The 19494-nt window shown below is 41.6% G+C and carries 16 protein-coding genes and 4 pseudogenes; 14 read left to right on the plus strand and 6 right to left on the minus strand.

The genetic code is table 11. The annotated features are described in order from the left end of the window. Positions 1 to 52: 52 nt before the first annotated feature. The 3 genes from KA717_20800 (at position 53) to KA717_20810 (ending at position 4051) form a co-directional block, all read left to right on the plus strand. Positions 53 to 2347, plus strand: a complete 2295-nt coding sequence (locus KA717_20800) for a GAF domain-containing protein (GenBank protein ID UXE58498.1) — start codon at positions 53 to 55, stop codon at positions 2345 to 2347. A 105-nt stretch (positions 2348 to 2452) separates the two neighbouring features. Then, the gene (locus KA717_20805) at positions 2453 to 2881 is read left to right on the plus strand and encodes a response regulator (protein UXE58499.1); all 429 of its coding nucleotides are present in this window, start codon (positions 2453 to 2455) and stop codon (positions 2879 to 2881) included. 333 nt (positions 2882 to 3214) lie between these two features. After that, positions 3215 to 4051, plus strand: coding sequence for an urease accessory protein UreD (locus KA717_20810; protein ID UXE58500.1), 837 nt, complete (start codon positions 3215 to 3217; stop codon positions 4049 to 4051). Positions 4052 to 4423: 372 nt separating this feature from the next. Here KA717_20810 and KA717_20815 read toward each other — a convergent pair whose 3' ends face one another. Further along, complete coding sequence (locus KA717_20815) at positions 4424 to 6124, minus strand: peptide ABC transporter substrate-binding protein (GenBank protein ID UXE58501.1); 1701 nt, start codon at positions 6122 to 6124, stop codon at positions 4424 to 4426. Between the two features lie 543 nt (positions 6125 to 6667). On the opposite strand from KA717_20815, the pseudogene KA717_20820 reads away from it, so the two are divergent. Next, positions 6668 to 7648, plus strand: a pseudogene (locus KA717_20820) (phosphotransferase enzyme family protein). Here KA717_20820 and KA717_20825 read toward each other — a convergent pair. Further along, positions 7640 to 8254, minus strand: coding sequence for a molybdenum cofactor guanylyltransferase (locus KA717_20825; protein UXE58502.1), 615 nt, complete (start codon positions 8252 to 8254; stop codon positions 7640 to 7642). The pseudogene KA717_20820 and the gene KA717_20825 overlap by 9 nt on opposite strands. 40 nt (positions 8255 to 8294) lie before the next feature. Here KA717_20825 and KA717_20830 point away from each other — a divergent pair, with 40 nt between their 5' ends. The 5 genes from KA717_20830 to KA717_20850 all read left to right on the plus strand — a co-directional run bounded on the left by KA717_20830 (position 8295) and on the right by KA717_20850 (position 11640). Continuing rightward, entirely contained in the window at positions 8295 to 8495 is a 201-nt protein-coding gene (locus KA717_20830) for a hypothetical protein (GenBank protein UXE58503.1), read from the plus strand. Positions 8496 to 8553: 58 nt separating this feature from the next. Next, on the plus strand, positions 8554 to 8874 hold the full coding sequence (locus KA717_20835) for a hypothetical protein (GenBank protein ID UXE58504.1): 321 nt from the start codon (positions 8554 to 8556) through the stop codon (positions 8872 to 8874). Continuing rightward, a complete protein-coding gene (locus tag KA717_20840) occupies positions 8784 to 9788 on the plus strand; it encodes a transposase (protein UXE58505.1) in 1005 nt (334 codons plus the stop codon). The genes KA717_20835 and KA717_20840 overlap by 91 nt, the downstream gene beginning before the upstream one ends. A gap of 675 nt (positions 9789 to 10463) precedes the next feature. Next, a complete protein-coding gene (locus KA717_20845; GenBank protein ID UXE58506.1) occupies positions 10464 to 10892 on the plus strand; it encodes a hypothetical protein in 429 nt (142 codons plus the stop codon). Further along, positions 10858 to 11640: a hypothetical protein gene (locus KA717_20850; protein UXE58507.1), complete on the plus strand. Its 783-nt coding sequence runs from the start codon at positions 10858 to 10860 to the stop codon at positions 11638 to 11640. The genes KA717_20845 and KA717_20850 overlap by 35 nt, the downstream gene beginning before the upstream one ends. Positions 11641 to 11795: 155 nt before the next feature. On the opposite strand, the pseudogene KA717_20855 reads toward KA717_20850, so the two are convergent. Continuing rightward, positions 11796 to 13132: pseudogene (locus tag KA717_20855) on the minus strand (IS5 family transposase). A gap of 141 nt (positions 13133 to 13273) precedes the next feature. Between KA717_20855 and KA717_20860 the strand changes: the two are divergent. Next, a pseudogene (locus KA717_20860) lies at positions 13274 to 13465 on the plus strand (ISKra4 family transposase). Between the two features lie 296 nt (positions 13466 to 13761). On the opposite strand, the gene KA717_20865 reads toward KA717_20860, so the two are convergent. Further along, a complete protein-coding gene (locus tag KA717_20865; protein ID UXE58508.1) occupies positions 13762 to 14316 on the minus strand; it encodes a hypothetical protein in 555 nt (184 codons plus the stop codon). On the opposite strand from KA717_20865, the pseudogene KA717_20870 reads away from it, so the two are divergent. Then, positions 14294 to 14527 (plus strand): annotated as a pseudogene (locus tag KA717_20870) (transposase). The gene KA717_20865 and the pseudogene KA717_20870 overlap by 23 nt on opposite strands. 124 nt (positions 14528 to 14651) lie before the next feature. Here KA717_20870 and trpC read toward each other — a convergent pair. Further along, positions 14652 to 15536, minus strand: a complete 885-nt coding sequence (trpC, locus tag KA717_20875) for an indole-3-glycerol phosphate synthase TrpC (protein ID UXE58509.1) — start codon at positions 15534 to 15536, stop codon at positions 14652 to 14654. A 405-nt stretch (positions 15537 to 15941) separates the two neighbouring features. Here trpC and KA717_20880 point away from each other — a divergent pair, with 405 nt between their 5' ends. From KA717_20880 to KA717_20890, 3 genes are all read left to right on the plus strand, one after another. Beyond that, a complete protein-coding gene (locus tag KA717_20880; protein UXE58510.1) occupies positions 15942 to 16793 on the plus strand; it encodes an MBL fold metallo-hydrolase in 852 nt (283 codons plus the stop codon). A gap of 108 nt (positions 16794 to 16901) precedes the next feature. Then, the gene (gene zds, locus KA717_20885) at positions 16902 to 18359 is read left to right on the plus strand and encodes a 9,9'-di-cis-zeta-carotene desaturase (protein UXE58511.1); all 1458 of its coding nucleotides are present in this window, start codon (positions 16902 to 16904) and stop codon (positions 18357 to 18359) included. A gap of 5 nt (positions 18360 to 18364) precedes the next feature. Beyond that, positions 18365 to 18808: an SRPBCC family protein gene (locus KA717_20890; GenBank protein UXE64740.1), complete on the plus strand. Its 444-nt coding sequence runs from the start codon at positions 18365 to 18367 to the stop codon at positions 18806 to 18808. A gap of 40 nt (positions 18809 to 18848) precedes the next feature. Here KA717_20890 and KA717_20895 read toward each other — a convergent pair whose 3' ends face one another. Then, on the minus strand, positions 18849 to 19376 hold the full coding sequence (locus tag KA717_20895; GenBank protein ID UXE58512.1) for a TM2 domain-containing protein: 528 nt from the start codon (positions 19374 to 19376) through the stop codon (positions 18849 to 18851). Between the last annotated feature and the right edge of the window lie 118 nt (positions 19377 to 19494).

Here is a 19494-nt window from a genome sequence, read left to right on the forward strand (position 1 = left end):
GGTTTCCATCAAAGGGTCAAACGCATCTTTTTTAGGATAATGTTAAAGATTGATGAGAAGGACAGCCCAAATAATGGAAACGGTTAATTTAACTAATTGCGATCGCGAACCAATTCATATTCCAGGGGCTATTCAGCCCCACGGTTGTCTATTGGTAATTTCACGAAGTAACTGGCAGATTACCCAGATCAGTAATAACACAGAAAGCTTGCTAGGTATTCTTCCTCAACAACTACTAGGTCAATCCCTTGATCGATTGTTAACCACTGAGCAAATAACCGCGATCGCTAACTGTTTAGATCGCAACTTTGAACTCATTAATCCCCTGAAACTCTCCCTAGCCACTCAGGAGGGCATGAAACCTTTTAGCGGTATTGTTCATTCCTTGGATGGGATTTCTCTGATTCTGGAATTGGAGCCGGATGAGAGTCACAATGGTCTCACTTTTGTCCAGTTTTATCAGATCTCAAAAAGTATTTTACTTCAGATGCAACAGGCTGGAAATCTGAGTGAATTATGCCAAGTCATGGTTCAACAACTCCGTAAAATAACTGGTTTTGATCGAGTGATGATCTATCAATTTGATGAAACTGGAGCCGGCAACATTATTGCCGAAGATCGACTCGAAGAACTAGAACCTTATTTAGGATTACATTACCCTGATTCCGATATTCCTCGCCAAGCCAAGCAACTCTATACCCTTAATTTGCTACGTTTAGTTCCCCAGGTTAACTACGAACCAGCCCCTATTTTAGGATTAGATTCATTGGATTTAGAAAGAGAGCCACTCGATCTAAGCCTAAGTGTTCTCAGAAGTGTCTCCCCTATCCATATTAAATATTTACAAAATATGGGGGTTAAGGCCACCTTGACTATTTCTCTCCTCAAGCAAGGAAAACTCTGGGGATTAATTGCCTGTCATCACCAATCTCCCTATTTTATTTCCTACGAAATGCGGAGTATTTGTGAGTTTTTGGGACAGGTAATGGCCTTAGAATTGGATTCCAAGGAAGCGAATGAAGACCTGGATTATAAGATTTACTTGAAATCGATGCAGTCAGAATTAATCAAGAATTTAAGCGGTGCAGAAAATATTACCGATGCCTTAGTCAGAGATCGTAAACCTCTCTTAAATTTGGTGGGAGCGGAGGGGGCAGCCGTTTATACAGAAGGTCATTTGGTTCTGCTCGGTCATACGCCTTCAGAAGCAGATTTATTCGATTTAATTCAATGGCTAGAGACACAATTCCATCAAGATCTGTTTGTCACCCATGCTTTACCAAAAGTCTATCCGGCCGCGATCGCCTTTAAGGAAGTGGCCAGTGGTCTATTAGCCCTTTCTATTACCAATGTTCAGAAAAACTATGTGCTCTGGTTTCGACCCGAAGTATTGCAACAGGTGAATTGGGCGGGTGATCCCCAAAAAGCTCAACAAATTGAAGCAGATGGGACATTAACTCTCTTTCCGCGTCAATCCTTTGAATTATGGCAAGAGACAGTGCAACAACAATCGCTCCCCTGGAAACCCTGGGAAATTGAAATGGCCATTGAACTTCGCAGTGCGGTGGTGGGTATTGTCTTACGTAAAATGAATGAATTAGCCGCTATTAACCTGGAACTGGAACGCAGCAATAGCGATCTAGATGCCTTTGCTTATATTGCCTCCCATGATCTCAAGGAACCACTACGAGGAATCCATAATTACTCGACTTTTTTATTAGAAGATTATGCCGAGCTACTAGATGCGGAGGGAGTCGATAAGCTACATACTTTAATTAAACTCACCAAACGAATGGAGGATTTAATTAATGCGTTATTACATTTTTCGCGTTTAGGTCGTCAGGAATTAAATCTACAATTATTGGATTTGAATCAATCTCTTCAGTCGATTGTCGAACTTTTTACCGTCAGTAAAAGCACAGAAAACATTGATATTCGCATCCCACGACCTCTGCCTCCCATCTTCGGCGATCGCGTTTTACTAGAAGAAGTTTTTACGAATCTGATTAGTAATGCTTTAAAATATAATGATCGGCCCAAAAAATGGGTAGAAATTGGCTTTGTAGATCCCAAACCGGCTGATTCCTCCAACTTAGAAAGTCCGAAGTTTGTGACGTTTTATATCCAAGATAACGGCATTGGTATTCAGGAAAAGCACTTAGAAATGGTTTTCCGCATTTTTAAACGCCTACACGCCCTCAATAAATATGGTGGGGGAACCGGAGTAGGCTTAACGATTGTTAAAAAAATCATCGAGCGTCATTATGGCAAAATTTGGGTCGAATCGGTTTATGGTCATGGCACTATCTTTTATTTCACCCTAAGGATAGAACAAATATTCAATTAGACTCTTTTCCTTTAGAATAGAGTAAATGCGTGATCTAATTTTACTGTTATTGAACAACAAGATTTATAATTATTTGAGCGCAAGATAATCATAAATTACTTAATCATGGATAATCGGATTTTAGTTGTCGAAGATAGCGATGAAGATTTTAACGCCCTTTCCCGCATCATGGGAGAATTGGGACTACCCTCCTATCTGCGCCGTGTCTGTGATGGTGATGAAGCTCTCGATTATCTTTACAAACGGGGCTCCTACGAAAATGCTCAGATTGCACCCCATCCATCAATTATTTTACTAGACCTGAATTTACCTGGTACGGATGGACGAGAAGTTATCCAGCAAGTCAAACAAGATGATCACCTGAAAATGATTCCCATTGTGGTGTTGACGACTTCCAATAGCCCCCAGGACATTAAAACTTGTTATAACTACGGTGCGAACAGTTATTTAATTAAGCCGATGGGTATCAAAAAATTTAAAGAGACTGTTAGCGTGTTATGTGAATATTGGTTAAAAACAGTCATTCTTCCCTAGAGATGCCGATTTTAAAAAGCGATCGCCTCCATCTTAAGCTAGGATTGCGAAATATCACTGCTCACTTTTGACCATGCCTCTTGCTTCTGTTTTGCGTCGAAGATTGCCACAACCTTTTTTTAATCAATCTAAGCTCTTAAAGGGTAAAGTAATTACTCTCTTGTTTATTTTGCTCTTTAGTCTCACGATTTTAGGCACTACCCATAACTTTCGCTTTACGATGATGGGATTAATTACCTTTGTTCTTGCCTACTTAAGTAAAGGAATCCGACGGCGATCACCATGAATAATGTTAATACTGAAACCATACCGGCATCGCTGTCATCACCTGCTATGAATGAAACAGGTTGGCAGGGAACATTAAAATTAGACTATGAATATCGTCAAAATAAAACCGTTTTAGCGCAATCTTTCGTAACGGCTCCTTTAAAAGTACAACGTTCCTTTTATCCTGAGGGGGAAGAATTTTGTCATACAGTGATGCTACATACGGCGGGGGGCATTGTGGGCGGCGATCGCCTTTCGCAATCGATTCAATTACAACCAAAAAGCCAAGTTCTGTTAACAACCGCAGCTGCCAGTAAAATTTACCGCAGTGACCAAAGATTTGCTCAACAAAATATTAATATTCAACTGGCAGAACAGAGTTATTTGGAATGGCTCCCCCAAGAAACGATTATTTTTAATGAAGCTTATTATGAGCAAAAATTACACATTGAATTAGCGGCTCAGGCTCACTTTTGTGGCTGGGAAATTAATCGTTTAGGACGTACTGCCAGGGGAGAAACCTTTTTAGCAGGGGAATGGCGATCGCGGTGGGAAATTTGGCGAGCCGGAAAACCGCTCTGGATTGATCGTCAACAGTTAATCGGCAGTGAAACCACCGTGCAGAGTCCTAACGCCCTAGGGGGAATGCCCATTGTGGCCACGTTTATCTGGATTGGTCAAGCCGTTAACCTGGCTGATTTACAAGCCGCTAGATATTTAGGGGAAACATTAATTAAACAGGGCAAAACTGGATTAACCTTAACCCAGGGTGACGGTTTATTCTGTCGCTATCGAGGGGATTCCACCGCCGAAGTTCGTAAATGGTTTAGCCAACTTTGGGATTTATTACGAAGCACCTATGGCCAACGGCAACCGATTAGACCGAGGGTTTGGAGTCTTTAGAATATTGGTGCAGTTTTGCTTGAGATACAGCACTTTGCAGTTAAATCTCGTACAGCCCACATTCCGCCAGGTAGTTCAAGAGATAAAGTAGTATTTTTGACAGGAAGAGCCAAGAAAGGAAAGAATATGTTTATGTTTATGCTTAGAGATCAAATTAACAATGGTCTGAATGCCATCAATCTCTAACCAACGGATAAACAGAAAAGACTGAAAGACCCAATGATGAGACTTTTATCCATAATTGGATGAACTATACGACCATCACAGGAGATGTTAAACAACTTAACCACAACACCAACATTTTCTATCGAACTCCTGTTTACGATCCCGATTTAGTACAAAAATTTCGAGAAGAGGATAATTAGTATAAAATTATGGAATGCTTTGATTATTCTTCTCGCGTTTCCAATGCTGAATATTCCAGGTATTGCGATCCCAAGGGGTTAAGGCAACTCCAGTTAGCGTAGAACCGACACCAACCACATCAGCACGATGGACTAGGGGGATAACAATGAAATTATTGACTAATAAATCATTCATCGCCATAAATAATTGCTGACGTTTTTTCGGATCTAATGCCTGGGTTGCTTGTTGCCACTGTTGATCATACTTGGGATCACAATAACGCCCATAGTTTTCCCCTGACCAATTATTAGACCTCTGGGGAATGGCATGACAGGTAAAGGTTTGCATATATTTACCTGGATCGGGGTTAGTATTACCAGTTGTAAACATTTGTAGATCCGCCGTAAAATGCTCAACTGTATCAGTATTAGCAGGATCACTGGAGAAAAAGATGCTGGGATCAATACTTTTAAGTTCTACCCCAATCCCGATATTTTGCAATCCCTGTTTAATTACCTGTTGGGCCTTTTGTCGCAGAGGATTAACACTGGTTTGAAAAACAACCTGCATTTCTACGCCATTTTTATCTCGAATACCATTATTATTGGTATCTTTCCAGCCAGCTTGATCTAATAGTTGGGCGGCTTTTTTCAGATCAAAAAGATAATGTGTTTGGGAAGAATTATACTCCTTGGGCAAAAGTAAAATATTGGCGGTGGCTTGGCCGGTGACACCATAAAGCTGAGTTGCGATCGCCGCTCGATCAATGGCTAGGGCAAAGGCTTCTCTGACTTTTGGATCACGGAAAAAAGGATGGGGAAAAGCCAGGGTAGATCTGTCCCCTTTAGCATCTTTGTGATTAGGATCGGTCAAATTAAACACCAGTCGTTCACTCAAAGAACCCAGGTTGGCAACAACTTTTCCTCGACCTGCCGTTTCTAATGGCTTGAGAATGGCAGCCTCTACTTGTAAATTGAAGGCATAATCCGCATCTCCCGTTTGTAGGACAGCCCTAGCGGCTGAAGTCGCATCACCCCCACCCTTGAGTTCAATCCGTTTAAAACCGAGAGTTCGTGCTTCCCGAAACTGAGGATTGGCTTCATAGACCACCGTATCGCCTGGTTTAAATAACACAACTCGATAGGGGCCCGTACCCACCGGCAGCAAATTAGCGGGGGCCTGTCGAGCTTTTTCCCCTTGAAAATCTACAAAAAAATGACGCGGTAAAATCATGCCATCACTACCGACAAAGGGAATAAACCAAGCTGGATTAGCCGATTTAAAGGTTACTTTGACGGTTTGGGGATCTAAGGCCTCGACGCTTTTGATCGCTTCATAACTCCCCGAACTGGTGGAGCCAGCCTTGGGATTGGTAATAAATTGATAAGTAAAAACCACATCTTCGGCGGTAAAGGGCTTGCCATCTGACCATTTAATCCCCTTTTTCAATTGCCAAGTTACCGATTTTCCGTCCGCACTGAGTCCTCCATTGGCCACTGTGGGAATCTCGGCTGCTAGAAAAGGAATTAATTGTCCCTGGCCATCAAAACTGGCCAACGGTTCTAAACTAATTCGACTCGCCTCTCCATCCTTAAAACCAGTCGAGAGATGGGGGTTAAGAATCGTGGGGGCTTGCCAGGCAAGTATTTTGAGCGTGTCTAAATTATTTTGGCTTTGGACAGGAGAATTGGAAGGAGAGGTCGGAAGAGAACGAGAGCAACTTGTCAATAACAGAGATAAAATTCCGAAACTGAGAGCAAATCGAGATAAATATCCCCTAGAAGGCAAAAAATTAATCTTCATGAGTAAATGTCAATTCCTCAATCCACTTTACATTGAATGTTTTGTTAAGTTTTGAGAACTGTAACTTAGAATACGGAGCCTGGTGACTATCGATTCTACAGTGAATTTAGGGGAGTTCAGAAATTCACCCTTAGGTTCCTTGGGAGATTCTCTCGTTGATATTCAAACTTAGTTCAAAAGGGACGCTTTTTGATCTACCAAACGCCTTTCCCCTCAAGGAGCTTTATTTTAAAAATAATTTCAAAGATCAGCTCAATCATTTTAAGTATTTAGCATTTTCCCTCGCTTTACCAATGATATTTTTGATTTCAAGCATTTGACTCGGTTTCGTTCATTCTGATCAGGGAATGGCGGCCGGATTTGATCAATACTGTAGAGAAAAATATAATGCAACTTTTTCGTTCTTTCTCAACCGCAGCCCATCCCCATTCCTTTTTTGATCTGCCAACTTTTCGACCCGAAGTGGATGAGTCCTTTCCGGTTGTTTATTCTACTTTAGCTCCCCATGCTCTCACCCATCTTATTTTTCAACACTACGAGATTGAGGTTCCTAAGGGCTGCCGGTTTTGGCATCGGGGTTTAAGTGATGTTTATCTGGTGGAAACGATTTCTCAGCCTTACATTTTACGGGTTTCCCACCATCATTGGCGCACTAAATCGGCGATCGATTTTGAATTGGATTTATTAACTTTCTTGGCAGCCCATCAACTACCCGTGGCGGCTCCTTTACGAACGAAACGAGGTTTTTTGTCGATTGAGGTGAATGCCCCAGAGGGAAAACGGTATGCTGCTTTGTTTCCGGTTGCGTCTGGTACGGTAGCGATCGGAGACTTGAATAAAACCCAAGGTTTTTTATTGGGGGAAGTGGTGGCTCAATTGCACCGAGTCTCTCAATCGTTTAGTCCTTTAGCCCATCGTCAACCCTTGACCGTGAGTTACTTACTGGATGATTCTCTTCATGCGATCGCGCCTTTTATGAACCATCACAGTCTGGAATGGCATTATCTGATGGAGACGAGCAGCTTAATTAAAGCGCAGGTGAAAAATCTCCCGAAGGAAGCTCCCTATTGGGCGGTTTGTTGGGGGGATCCTCACAGTGGCAATGTCCATTTCACAGAGGACGCTCAGTTAACCTTATTTGATTTTGATCAGTGTGGTTATGGTTGGCGTGCCTTTGATATTGGCAAGTTTTTACAGGTTTCACTACAAACAGGCTTAAATCGGACTGTGCGGGAAGCTTTTTTAGCTGGTTATCAAGCAGTTAGTTCCCTCACGGCTCAAGAGTTAGCCAGTCTGCAAAGTTTAACTCAGATGGCCTATATCTGGTCTTGGGCGATTCATCTTAACAGTGTCAAGCTTTACGATTATAGTCGTCTAGATTCCTATTATTTTAATTATCGTTTGCAACGTCTTAAACAACTGCGATCGCCGGATTGGCAATTATTCTAAGCGCAGCCAATCTTCTGGTGTATTACAGTTAAATAAAAAACGGCGATGACTGGTTGGTAATTCTGCCACAGACTGTTGACTCAACCATTGCTGAAAAGAACGTCCTCCCTGATTTAGAAACTGGGTTAACTCTGCTCCACAAGCTGTTCGATAAAAGCCACAGAGGGGTTCCCAGCCCTGGTTTGAACGGGGCAAGATTGCCATTGTCGTTGCAGAAATAGGGATGAAAGAGATTAAATATTGGCTTATAGTTTGCAGATCCGCCACGGTTAAACAGGGCAAATCACAGGCTAATAATAATACCCAGGTGGTTTGACAGAAGGGTAAGGCCTGACTAAATCCCCATAGGGGCCCCGGCGATCGCTGACAATCGGGGGGCCAACATTCGGGCAAAAGATGACAATCTTCTGGCACAACCATTTGATAACGTTCAACCCAGGGCGTAACCACATAAACAGTTGGAGCAACGGACTGAGCAACTTGACAAATACGGGTCAATAGAGGTATCCCATTACGGCTAAGTAGGGCTTTATCTTGCCCCATCCGTGAACTTTGTCCGCCAGCAAGGATAATAGCAGTAAGGTCAACCAAAGGAAAAATTGTCATGGCAGCGAATGACCCTTTTGGGGATAATAGACTCCAACGTTTGCGATTATGTCTGTATTTGATTCCAGTGTTAGGAGCGATTCCGTCTTTATGGGTAGTAACCCAAGCGGGCAAAGACTCTTCTCAGGTGAGAAGTATTGCTCGACGCTCCATCCTTTTAACAGGAAGTTGGCTCTTGATTTATGGATTGCTCTGGTGGAGTGGTTTACCAGAAAAATGGGTAAAAGCCTCGCCCTTCTAGGGCGACTTCCAGAGCAACTCAATGTTTTATCTGCAATCTTTTGTGATAAACTAGGGGAATGATAGTCAGAGAAGCCAAACTACTGAACGGAGCAAAAGAGCAATACCAATCTCTTGATGAAGCTATCTGTACCGCGCAATTTATCAGGAATAAAGCGGTCAGGTATTGGATGGATAATCAAGGGGTAGGTAAAGCCGATTTGTATGTGCTATGCAAAGAATTAGCCAAGGAATTTCCTTTTGCGAAAAAGTTGAATTCGGCGGCTAGACAAGCTAGTGCGGAACGTGCTTGGGCTTCTATATCCAGTTTCTACATCGTTGTAGAAAAGGAGAAAAGAAAAAAGGTTATCCCCAGTTTAAAAAACATTGTCGCTCTGTAGAATATAAAGTCTCAGGATGGAAGTTGTCCGAGGATTGCATGAAAATCACTTTCACTGGTGGTTTTAATGCTGGTTCCTTTTCCCTATATTGCAACAAAGAAACGAGAGAAGACCTGTTTCGATTAAAAATTAATCGGGTTCGAGTGGTGAGAAGAGCAGATGGCTATTATGCTCAGTTCTGCTTTGACGCTGACCGCAAAGAGCAAGGGGAATATACGGGTAACGTTGTCGGATTGGATTTGGGATTAAAATATTTCACCAAAGACCAAAACGATAATGCCGTAATCTATCCCCAGTTCTTAAGAAAATCTGAGCGTAAACTAAAAAAGGCTCAAAAACGCTTAAGCAAAAAGTTTGTAAAAGGGGCTAAACCCCAATCCAATAACTACCATAAAGCACGAAAAAGACTGGGTAAAACCCATCTTAAAATTCAACGCCAACGGCAAGATTGGGCAATTAAGCAAGCCCGAAACGTGGTGGCATCTAACGATGTCGTGGTGTATGAAGATTTAAAGGTGTCGAATATGGTCAAGAATCATCACTTGGCTAAGTCAATTTCTGATGCTAGTTGGTATCAATTCACCCAGTGGTTAGACTACTACGGGAAAATCTGGGACAAAGCAGTGGTGGCGGTTTCACCTCACTACACTTCTCAAGATTGTTCTAATTGTGGGCATCGGGCGAAAAAGTCATTGAGTACCGGGACTCATTCATGTCCCAATTGTGGAATAGAAATTTGTCGTGATACAAATGCGGCAATTAACATCCTTAAAAAGGGAATGGGAATTCTGGGAAGGTCATGGCAAAACAGTACCTTTGGGCAAAAGGAATCTGCCTCGGAAGAGGGAAAGCATAGGGAGAGAACCATCTCTATCATTGAAGGGAAACCAACAATCGTAAGTGGATCTCTGTGAACTATGAATAAGAATCCCCGTCGTTCACGCGGGGGAGTATGTCAAAATCTTCAGAGTTGATCAGCTTACGTTTATTGTATTTAAATAGCTTACTGACCTCAGGCTATTTTATAATTTGTTTAGTTTTAAGTTGGCAAGTGATTCGAGGCAAAAATTCTCATTGAAAAAGACAACATCAGAGGCATTATGGGATTCATTTTTTCGGCGATGCCAAAGGCACGCTTCGCGCACGCGGCTTTAACCAGTTTGATAATTTTGATGACATTGAAGGGACGAGAAGGGGATAAGACTAAGCAGATTATTCGTTCCCTTGCTTTAATTATCGGCTTGATCGCCACTTTCCCCTTTACTCCCCAATGATCGCCGTTTTCCCCTTCACCTCCCAAAAGTGATCGCCTATTACAAGGTACTCGCCTCCTCAAATCTCATCCCCCACAAAAAGTGATTGCCTAATAATCACGATTCACAGGGATAGTAATCGCCCTTTACCAATTCAATAAAAAGCGATCGCACTTTCAAAAGCTAAAGTAATCGCACTTTCAACAGCCCAAATGATCGTACTTTTAAAGTTTGATCAACAAGATCGGCGATCGCACTGTGAAAGTTTATAGTTTTGTTATTTCCCAATGGGCGTGACCTTTAGTTGATGAAGGAAAAGAAAAGTGTTAACATGAGATGAAAAGTGACAAAGAGGAAACAATGATGACAGCAAAACTAATTAATGTAGAGGGTTCAAAGATAAAAATAGAACTAACATTAGAACTCAGTCGTTCAATGTTGGATACAGAAATAAATATTCAAAAAGGCTTAAACGAAGTAGGTTGCATCGCCAGCAAAGAAGCCTTGAAATATTTAGATACAGATGGTTCACCCTTAAAAATCGGTGAAGAAATCTGGAAGAGTAAGGGAGAGCAACCGAAAGAATATCAAACACCTTATGGTGAGGTTATAGTGAATCGTCATGTATATCAGCGTTCACCTTTGAGGAAAAACGTATTGCCCCTTAGAAAGAGAAGCAAGGATAATCATAACATCAACGCCATTATTGGCAAAACAGGTATCCTCAAAAATGTCAGGGATGGCAGGCAAAGAGGCGAAAAATGATTTATTAGAAAATCATGGTAGAAAAGTAGCGCTATCCTATATCCAAAGATTGAGTGAAGCAGTAGGAAGTGTGGTACAGGCAAAAGAAGAAGCGTGGAGTTATGCCCCGCCCAAGGAGGATAGCCAAATTGCAACAGTGGGAATAGGATTAGATGGAACCTGTATGCTGATGTGTGAGGATGGCTACCGTGAAGCAATGGTGGGAACCGTTTCCCTATACGATAGTGAAGGCGAACGTCAACATACAATCTATCTAGGTGCGGCACCAGAGTATGGAAAAAAGAGTTTTCTAGAAAGATTGGAAAGAGAAATTGAGCGAGCGAAAAAACGTTATCCAGAGGCAACATTGGTCGGGATAGCAGACGGGGCAGAATCAAATTGGAAGTTTTTAGAAAAGCAAACGGAAGAACAGATATTAGATTTCTATCATGCCTCTGGTTACTTAGGTGCCTTGGCAGAAGCGTTGCATCCGAATACCGTGTCAAAACAAAAAGAATGGTTGACTGAAAATTGTCGAGAACTCAAGCATGAAAAAGGAAAAGCAGGAGAACTGCTAAATCTGATGAAAGAAGTCAAAGAAGAAAAAAGTCATTCTAAGAATCTTACCGAGAAACTACAAGCGGCGATTACTTATTACGAGAATCATCAGCATCAAATGGATTATGCTGAATACTTAGGGCTTGCTGAAAAAGTCAAAAAACGAAAGAAATGTGGGTTAGGGAAGTATGGACTGAAAAAGCATAGATAACTTATCCTTATGGAAACAAATCAAAATACAGATTTTGTTTAATCTATTGTTCCTTTCTGTCTAAAAAGGTCAACACAAATCACTCCTCACAAAAGAGAGGAAAATTAACACCATTTTTCACAAGAAAAACGACTCTACAACTTTTTACTTTTTGTCTTCTGAAGTAGAGTAGAAAGATGCATTACCAAAAAGTTCATCGCAATTACCGTTTCCGAGGTCTCAGGTAGTTTGGCCATCACTCGACCAAGACTAAATTTCCTCTTTCCCTGTCCGAATTTACCCTCAATGGCATTACGCACTCTTTCATCTGAGCGTGCCTCTTTCTTTTTTTCTTTGCTCACCTCTTTCGGCGGTCTTCCCAATCGGGGACCACTCATTCTTATATCCCTTTCTTTACAATAAGCTCGATTCGCTTTTGTTCGATAGATTTTATCCACATGAACCGATTCCGGATAACATCCTGTTTCCCTTTTATATTCTTCTATTCGCGCTTGTAAATCTCCCGATTCGTTGTAATTATCCCAACTTAATTTGTCTAAGAAGACAAAGCCATTCACATTACTTGCCGATATTTTAGCTCCAAACTCTACTGCTTTTCCCGCTTTTCCACGCACTATTGGACGCACGTGAGGTTGGCTTACACTCACAATTCTGTTTTCTACTTTATTTGTCTTTTTTTCATACATTTCTAACTGTTGCTCATACACTTTTCCTATCGTTACAAGCTCTTCTTGCTCTTTTTTCGTTAGTTTTTCTAACTTTGCTCCCTCTTCTATCATTTTTTCTATATCAGACAAGTTTCTTTTTATATATCCTAGTTGTTTTTTTGTTCCTTTTCTTCTTTCTTTTTTTGACACACGACGTTTTTTTGCTATGGCTAAGTACTCTTTTCTTGCCACTTCCCTATAAGTCCTCGGCTTTTCTTTCCTTTTCTCTTTTATTTCTTCATACAGCTTATCTATTATTTTTTCTGTTTTTTCTCTGGCATCATTCAATATTCCTATATCCGTTGGATATTTTATATCTGCTGGTGTACAAGTCGCATCTAACAATAACTTTCCTTCATTTTCTTTTTTTTCTGACGCTACACCCGTCGCTTTTTTTCTATTTCTTTATTAATTTTATTTATTAATTCCATTCCTATTTTTTTACGAAAATGAACCATCATTGACGCATTAAATGCTTCTTTGCTACTATAGCTTTCCATTCCTATAAAGTACTGTAAATAAGGGTTCTCTTTTATTTGTTCTACTGTTTCTCTGTCACTTTTTCCTGAAATTTCTTTGATAATTAATGCTCCTAATGCCATTCTAAATGATTTGGCTGGGGCTCCTTTTTTTTCTGTGAAGTTTTTTGCATATTCTTCCTCATATTCTTCCCAGGGAATCATTTTTGACATTTCTATCCAACGATTTTCTTCGTCTAACTGCCCGCCGAACAGATTTTTCAAGTTTTCTGGTGTTTCAATTGAGTACTGTTGCTTTCGGTACATCTGCTTTCTCTCTTCTTAATGCAATGGTTTTGAGGCATTCTACCCTATTTTCGTGCATTCTAGCGGTTCTTAATTCGCCTACTATTTTTCTCCGTAAAGGTCTCAGCTTTTTTCAGCAAGCCCTACTTAGAGAAAAAGTATCCGATTGGTTCAGGTGTTACGGAAGCAGCTTGTAAGACGTTGGTCAAACAACGATTATGTTGTTCAGGGATGCGATGGAAGGAAAAAGGAGCAGGAATTATTTTGAGCCTACGAGCTTTGGTATTGACCAAGGAACGATGGAGTCAATTTTGGGCAAAACTTGATCAATATGGGTTCCCTGTAGAACCCTGATTACAACAGCTTTTATCAACTAAAGGTCGCACCCTTCCCAATAAGCTTATCGGAAGCGGCATTAACAAACCCAGTCGTCTGGACGCTAAAGCAGCCGTCACCTACTCTCGATCAAGCCAGTACTGAGGCCTACGCTTATGATGTGCGACTGCCAAAATACGAATTTGATCATTTTCTAAGGTGCGATACAACAGGGAATAGGAGAATTTGGGCAAAGTTAGACGACGCACTGAACCTCGAACTTTGGAACCTGCTTCAGGGGGGGTGCGACCTTTAGTTGATAAAAGCTGTTGTAATCAGGGTTCTACAGGGAACCCATATTGATCAAGTTTTGCCCAAAATTGACTCCATCGTTCCTTGGTCAATACCAAAGCTCGTAGGCTCAAAATAATTCCTGCTCCTTTTTCCTTCCATCGCATCCCTGAACAACATAATCGTTGTTTGACCAACGTCTTACAAGCTGCTTCCGTAACACCTGAACCAATCGGATACTTTTTCTCTAAGTATTCAGCATAATCCATTTGATGCTGATGATTCTCGTAATAAGTAATCGCCGCTTGTAGTTTCTCGGTAAGATTCTTAGAATGACTTTTTTCTTCTTTGACTTCTTTCATCAGATTTAGCAGTTCTCCTGCTTTTCCTTTTTCATGCTTGAGTTCTCGACAATTTTTAGTCAACCATTCTTTTTGTTTTGACACGGTATTAGGATGCAACGCTTCTGCCAACGCTCCTAAGTAACCAGAGGCATGATAGAAATCTAATATCTGTTCTTCCGTTTGCTTTTCTAAAAACTTCCAATTTGATTCTGCACCATCTGCTCTTACTTTTCCTGAAGTTAAACCTGATAACAATGATGCAGAGAGGGCCTTGCGTCCTGTTGTTATTCATCGTAAGGTTAGTGGCGGTGCTAGAAGTCATTGGGGCGGACAACTTGTTGCCATGATGTTTAGTTTTCTTGAAACCATGAGACTTCAAGGTAAAAGTGCGGTCGAACAGTTATCTCTTATTTTATCTTCCTCTGGTCTTTCTCCTCCTTCCATTGATGACTTGCTGCCTCTCTAGTATTTTTGGGGCTTAATGAGAACTAAGCCCCACTTATTGCTGTGACTAATTACCTTTCAGATTATACATTGATATTTGTTAATTCTCTTACTTTGAACGATAGATGGTCAGAATTTAACAACATTCAAGTCTGGTATAAATGGGCGATCGCCTGGCTTGGATCAGGTTGTTTGACGAGGGATTCTCCCACTAAGATCGCTCCCACACCGGCGGCTTGAACCTGTTGTAAGTCCTTTCCTGTATGCAAGCCAGACTCACTGACAACCAAAATTTCTCTTTCCCGTAGGCGATCGCCTCTAGCGGCCATTAAAGTATTGGTATTTTGCAGATCAACGGTGAAATTTTCCAAATTGCGATTATTAATTCCGATCAAACTTACTCCCTCTAACGTTAAAACTCGATCTAACTCAGCTAAGGTATGTACTTCAATGAGAGCCGTCATTCCTAACGCATTAATAATTTTGAGAAAATACTGTAAATCCTTATCGGGCAAAATGGCTGCAATGAGTAAAACTGCATCGGCTCCCTTACTACGAGCTAAGTAAATTTGATAGGGATAAATGACAAATTCTTTACAAAGTAAAGGTAAATCGACTGCCTGTCGAACCAAGGCTAGGTTTTCAAAACTACCTTGAAAAAACATTTCGTCTGTTAAGACCGATAAACAGTTGGCTCCACCATGAGCATAGGCTTTGGCAATTTCAACCGGATCAAAATCAGCCCGAATAACCCCTTTACTCGGAGAGGCTTTCTTCACTTCAGCAATTAAGGCCGGTTGACGAACACTTTTTTTTAAGGCTTCCAGAAAGTCTTTGGGTCTGGGTAAATCTTTAACCGCTTTTTGAAGTTCGAGGAGAGGTACTTTTTCTCGTCTTTGTTCTACTTCTATTTCCTTCTGCCAAACAATTTTTTCTAAAATATGACGAGGTTCTGCCTCTGGGTGCTGGATTTGATAACGTAGAAATTCTACCTTGACAGTCGGGTTAGGCGGGCGACGACGGATTTGCATGGGGACAGGTTTAATGAGGAAGCGGTCTATTGTCCCCAATTATACCTCGCACGGTGATAATTTGCGTTTTTTAGTTCAGCCCCCCTAGCCCCCCAAGTTTTGGGGGAACCATTCTCTATTTATCGGTTTCAAAGTCCCCCAGCATTGGGGGATTCAGGGGGCGAAAATCTCAATCCATGACCGTGCCAAGTATATATCAAGACAACGTGATTATGGGAGACAAGCAAGCGTGACATTTCGCGTCAATCTTGAACCGATAGATAGAAATTTGGCTGATAAACTAAACTAGTAATTTTCAAAATCTAGTCTTTTTATTTGAGGATTAACGTCCGCAATGAGCATTCTTTCCACTAAAGTAATTAAAGTAAACTGTATTTCGATTCAGAGATTCGGTAAGAGGTCAGGATGATGACGCTGGAACGTTTTCATGTCAAATTTTGGGGTGTAAGAGGGAGTATTCCCTGTCCAGGTGCTGAAACAGTAAGGTATGGGGGAAATACAACTTGTGTAGAGATGTTAATTGGGGGTGAACGACTCGTTTTTGATAGCGGTACGGGAATTCGGATTCTAGGGGAATCTTTGTTACCGCTCATGCCAGTCCAAGGCCACATTTTTTTTTCCCATACCCACTGGGATCATATTCAGGGTTTTCCTTTTTTTGCCCCGGCTTTTATGAGTGGTAACACCTTTAAAATTTACGGGGTTCCTACTGCTAATGGTGTTACGATTAAACAACGTTTGCATGACCAAATGCTTCACCCAAATTTCCCAGTGCCCTTGCAAATTATGCAAGGTGATCTACAATTTTATGATCTCGAAATAGACAAGGATATACAGTTAGGAGAGATTCGGATTGAGATGCGGTGTTTGAATCACCCCGGTGGTTCTGTGGGTTATCGAGTAGAATGGCGCGATCGCGTGGTGGTTTTTGTCACCGATACCGAACATCTACCCGATCAACTCGATAAAAATGTTCTTTACCTTGCCCGTCAAGCGGATGTGTTAATTATTGATGCTACCTATACTGACCAGGAATACTATGATCCTGGGCGCAGTCGTAGGGGTTGGGGCCATTCCACCTGGCAAGAGGCGGTTAAGATTGCCCGTAAAGCCCAGGTAAAACAACTGATTTTATTTCACCATGATCCATCTCATCATGATGATTTTCTGGATGCGATCGCCGAAGAAGCAATGGTAGCCTTTCCTGCCACCTTAGTAGCGAGAGAAGGAATGAGCCTAGAATTATTACCTGAATAATTTTAACGTTACGCAGCTTAGATTTAGACAAGAGATCTTGCTGCGATCGCCCCTGGCTCCAATTTATATTACAATTTGTAAAGAAACTGAATTTGGACTAAAGACGGAATGCGAGTTGCGATCGTTGGAGCGGGATTAGCAGGATTGGCCACCGCCATTGACTTGGTGGATGCGGGCTGCGAGGTAGAAATTTTTGAATCCCGTCCTTTTGTGGGGGGAAAAGTGAGCAGTTGGGTGGACAATGAGGGCAATCATATTGAAATGGGGCTGCACGTCTTTTTTGGCTGTTACTATAACCTCTTTGCCTTGATGGAAAAGGTAGGGGCGATCGCCAATTTGCGGTTAAAACAGCACACTCATACTTTTGTGAATAAGGGAGGACGCATCGGAGAATTAGATTTTCGCTTTATTACCGGCGCACCTTTTAACGGTTTAAAGGCCTTTTTTACCACTTCTCAACTATCAACCGTCGATAAATTAGCCAATTCTTTAGCGTTAGGAACTAGTCCGATCGTGCGGGGTTTAATTGACTTTGAAGGTGCGATGAGAAATATTCGAGCCTTAGATTCAATTAGCTTTGCTGATTGGTTTCGTAAGCAGGGGGGAAATGAGGGTAGTCTCAGAAAAATGTGGGATCCGATCGCCTATGCCCTAGGGTTTATTAATACTGAAGATATTTCGGCCCGTTGTATGCTGACTATTTTTCAGTTTTTTGCCGCTAAAACTGAGGCTTCAGTCCTACGAATGTTGGAAGGCTCTCCCTATGAATATTTACATAAACCGATTATTAATTACCTGGAGCAACGGGGAGTAAAAATTCACACTCGTCGTCAAGTTCGGGAAATTTATTTTGAAGGAACTGGAGAACAAACTAGGGTTACAGGCTTAAGTATTGCCCAGGGTGAAAACCTAGAAACGATTATCGCCGATGCCTATGTCTGTGCCTGTGATGTGCCAGGAATTCAACGCCTTTTACCGCAGCCATGGCGAGAAATGCCATTCTTTGACAATATCTATCAACTCGATACCATTCCCGTTGCTACTGTGCAATTACGCTTTGATGGTTGGGTGACAGAATTAAACGATCCAGCGCAACAAAAACAACTAGGAAAAGCTCTCGGTTTAGATAATTTGCTTTACACCGCCGATGCTGATTTTTCCTGTTTTGCCGATTTGGCCCTAACCAGTCCGGCTGATTATTACCGTGAAGGTCAAGGTTCCTTAATGCAATTAGTCTTAACACCAGGCGATCCCTTTATTAAACAAAAAAATGAAGATATTGCCCATCATGTTCTCGCCCAGGTCAAAGAATTATTTCCCTCCGCCCGTGATCTGAATATGACCTGGTTCAGTGTGGTGAAATTGGCCCAGTCTCTTTACCGCGAAGCTCCTGGTATGGATCGCTTTCGTCCTAGCCAAAAAACGGCGATCGCTAACTTTTTCCTAGCCGGTAGTTATACCCAACAGGACTATATTGATAGCATGGAAGGAGCCACCCTTTCCGGCAAACAAGCGGCCCAGGCAATCTTAGAAACTGCCGAAAACTTAAAAATTCAAAAACCTTAATGATCATGGCCAACTGGTTAGAACATAGCGTACAAATTGAAGTCGATGCCCCAATTGATCTCGTCTGGAGTCTTTGGTCTGATCTAGAGCAAATGCCTCGCTGGATGAAATGGATTGAATCAGTCAAAATATTGGAAGATAACGCCGACTTATCCCGTTGGCAATTGGCAACAGGGGGTTTTGAGTTTAGCTGGCTTTCTCGTATTGTTAAGCTGGTTCCCAATCAACTCATTCAATGGGAATCGGTGGATGGCTTGCCCAATCGGGGAACCGTGCGTTTCTATGATCGTCATGACAAAAGTATTGTACGTCTAACGATCGCCTATGCCATTCCTGGTTGGCTAGGAAAATTGATGGACAATCTCTTTTTAGGCAAAGTTGTAGAATCGACCATTCAAGCCGATCTAGAACGCTTTCGAGAGTATATTGCTCAAGTCCAAAACCGCTAATTTAGTTACTTTTAAAAAATTGTTTTTAAAAAGTTGCTTGTCAAATATCAAAATAATAGCGTACTGCCCCCGATTCAGTATCATTGCCCACCTGGACAATACCTTTTCTCATGCCATCCTGTAAAACTTTTTCTGTTTCATCGGCCGTAAGACCTGTGGCCATCATGGCCTGAGCGAGGGAAAGACTATTCCCTTTTTGAGCAGCATAGTCAATCAGTTGGTGTAGAGGGCTTTGGTTAACAACTTTTTTTGATCCCCAAAGAGTTTCCTGCAATTTGTTATCTAAACGATCCAATTTCTGGAGAATTTGCTGGCCTAAAACAAGCGGGCCAATCTGACTAGAGGGTGGCAAAAAGCTAGGAGAGCGTTGCTCATTTTCATTGACCATTTTAGGAATTAAAAAAAGATCCACGAACTGCCCGACAAAACAAAGTCCACTAGTACAAAGCCAAAGAACACCAGTGATCGGTTTACCCAGATAGAAACGATGAATTCCCGATAAGCCAAAGAAACCTAATGCCCAGAGTAAATAAGCAACCGAGAGATTTTTACCAGCAGGATACGCCATAGCGGAATGCAAAAATAATGGTGGGAGGAAATACGAATTGTTAATCAGCCCCGCTTAAGTCGGTTCAAAAGATTCAAGCGATTCACTTTTCAGTGTAACGGTTTACTCGCTAAACGGC

The organism is Woronichinia naegeliana WA131, assembly GCA_025370055.1.
GTDB classification, from domain to species: Bacteria; Cyanobacteriota; Cyanobacteriia; order Cyanobacteriales; family Microcystaceae; genus Woronichinia; species Woronichinia naegeliana.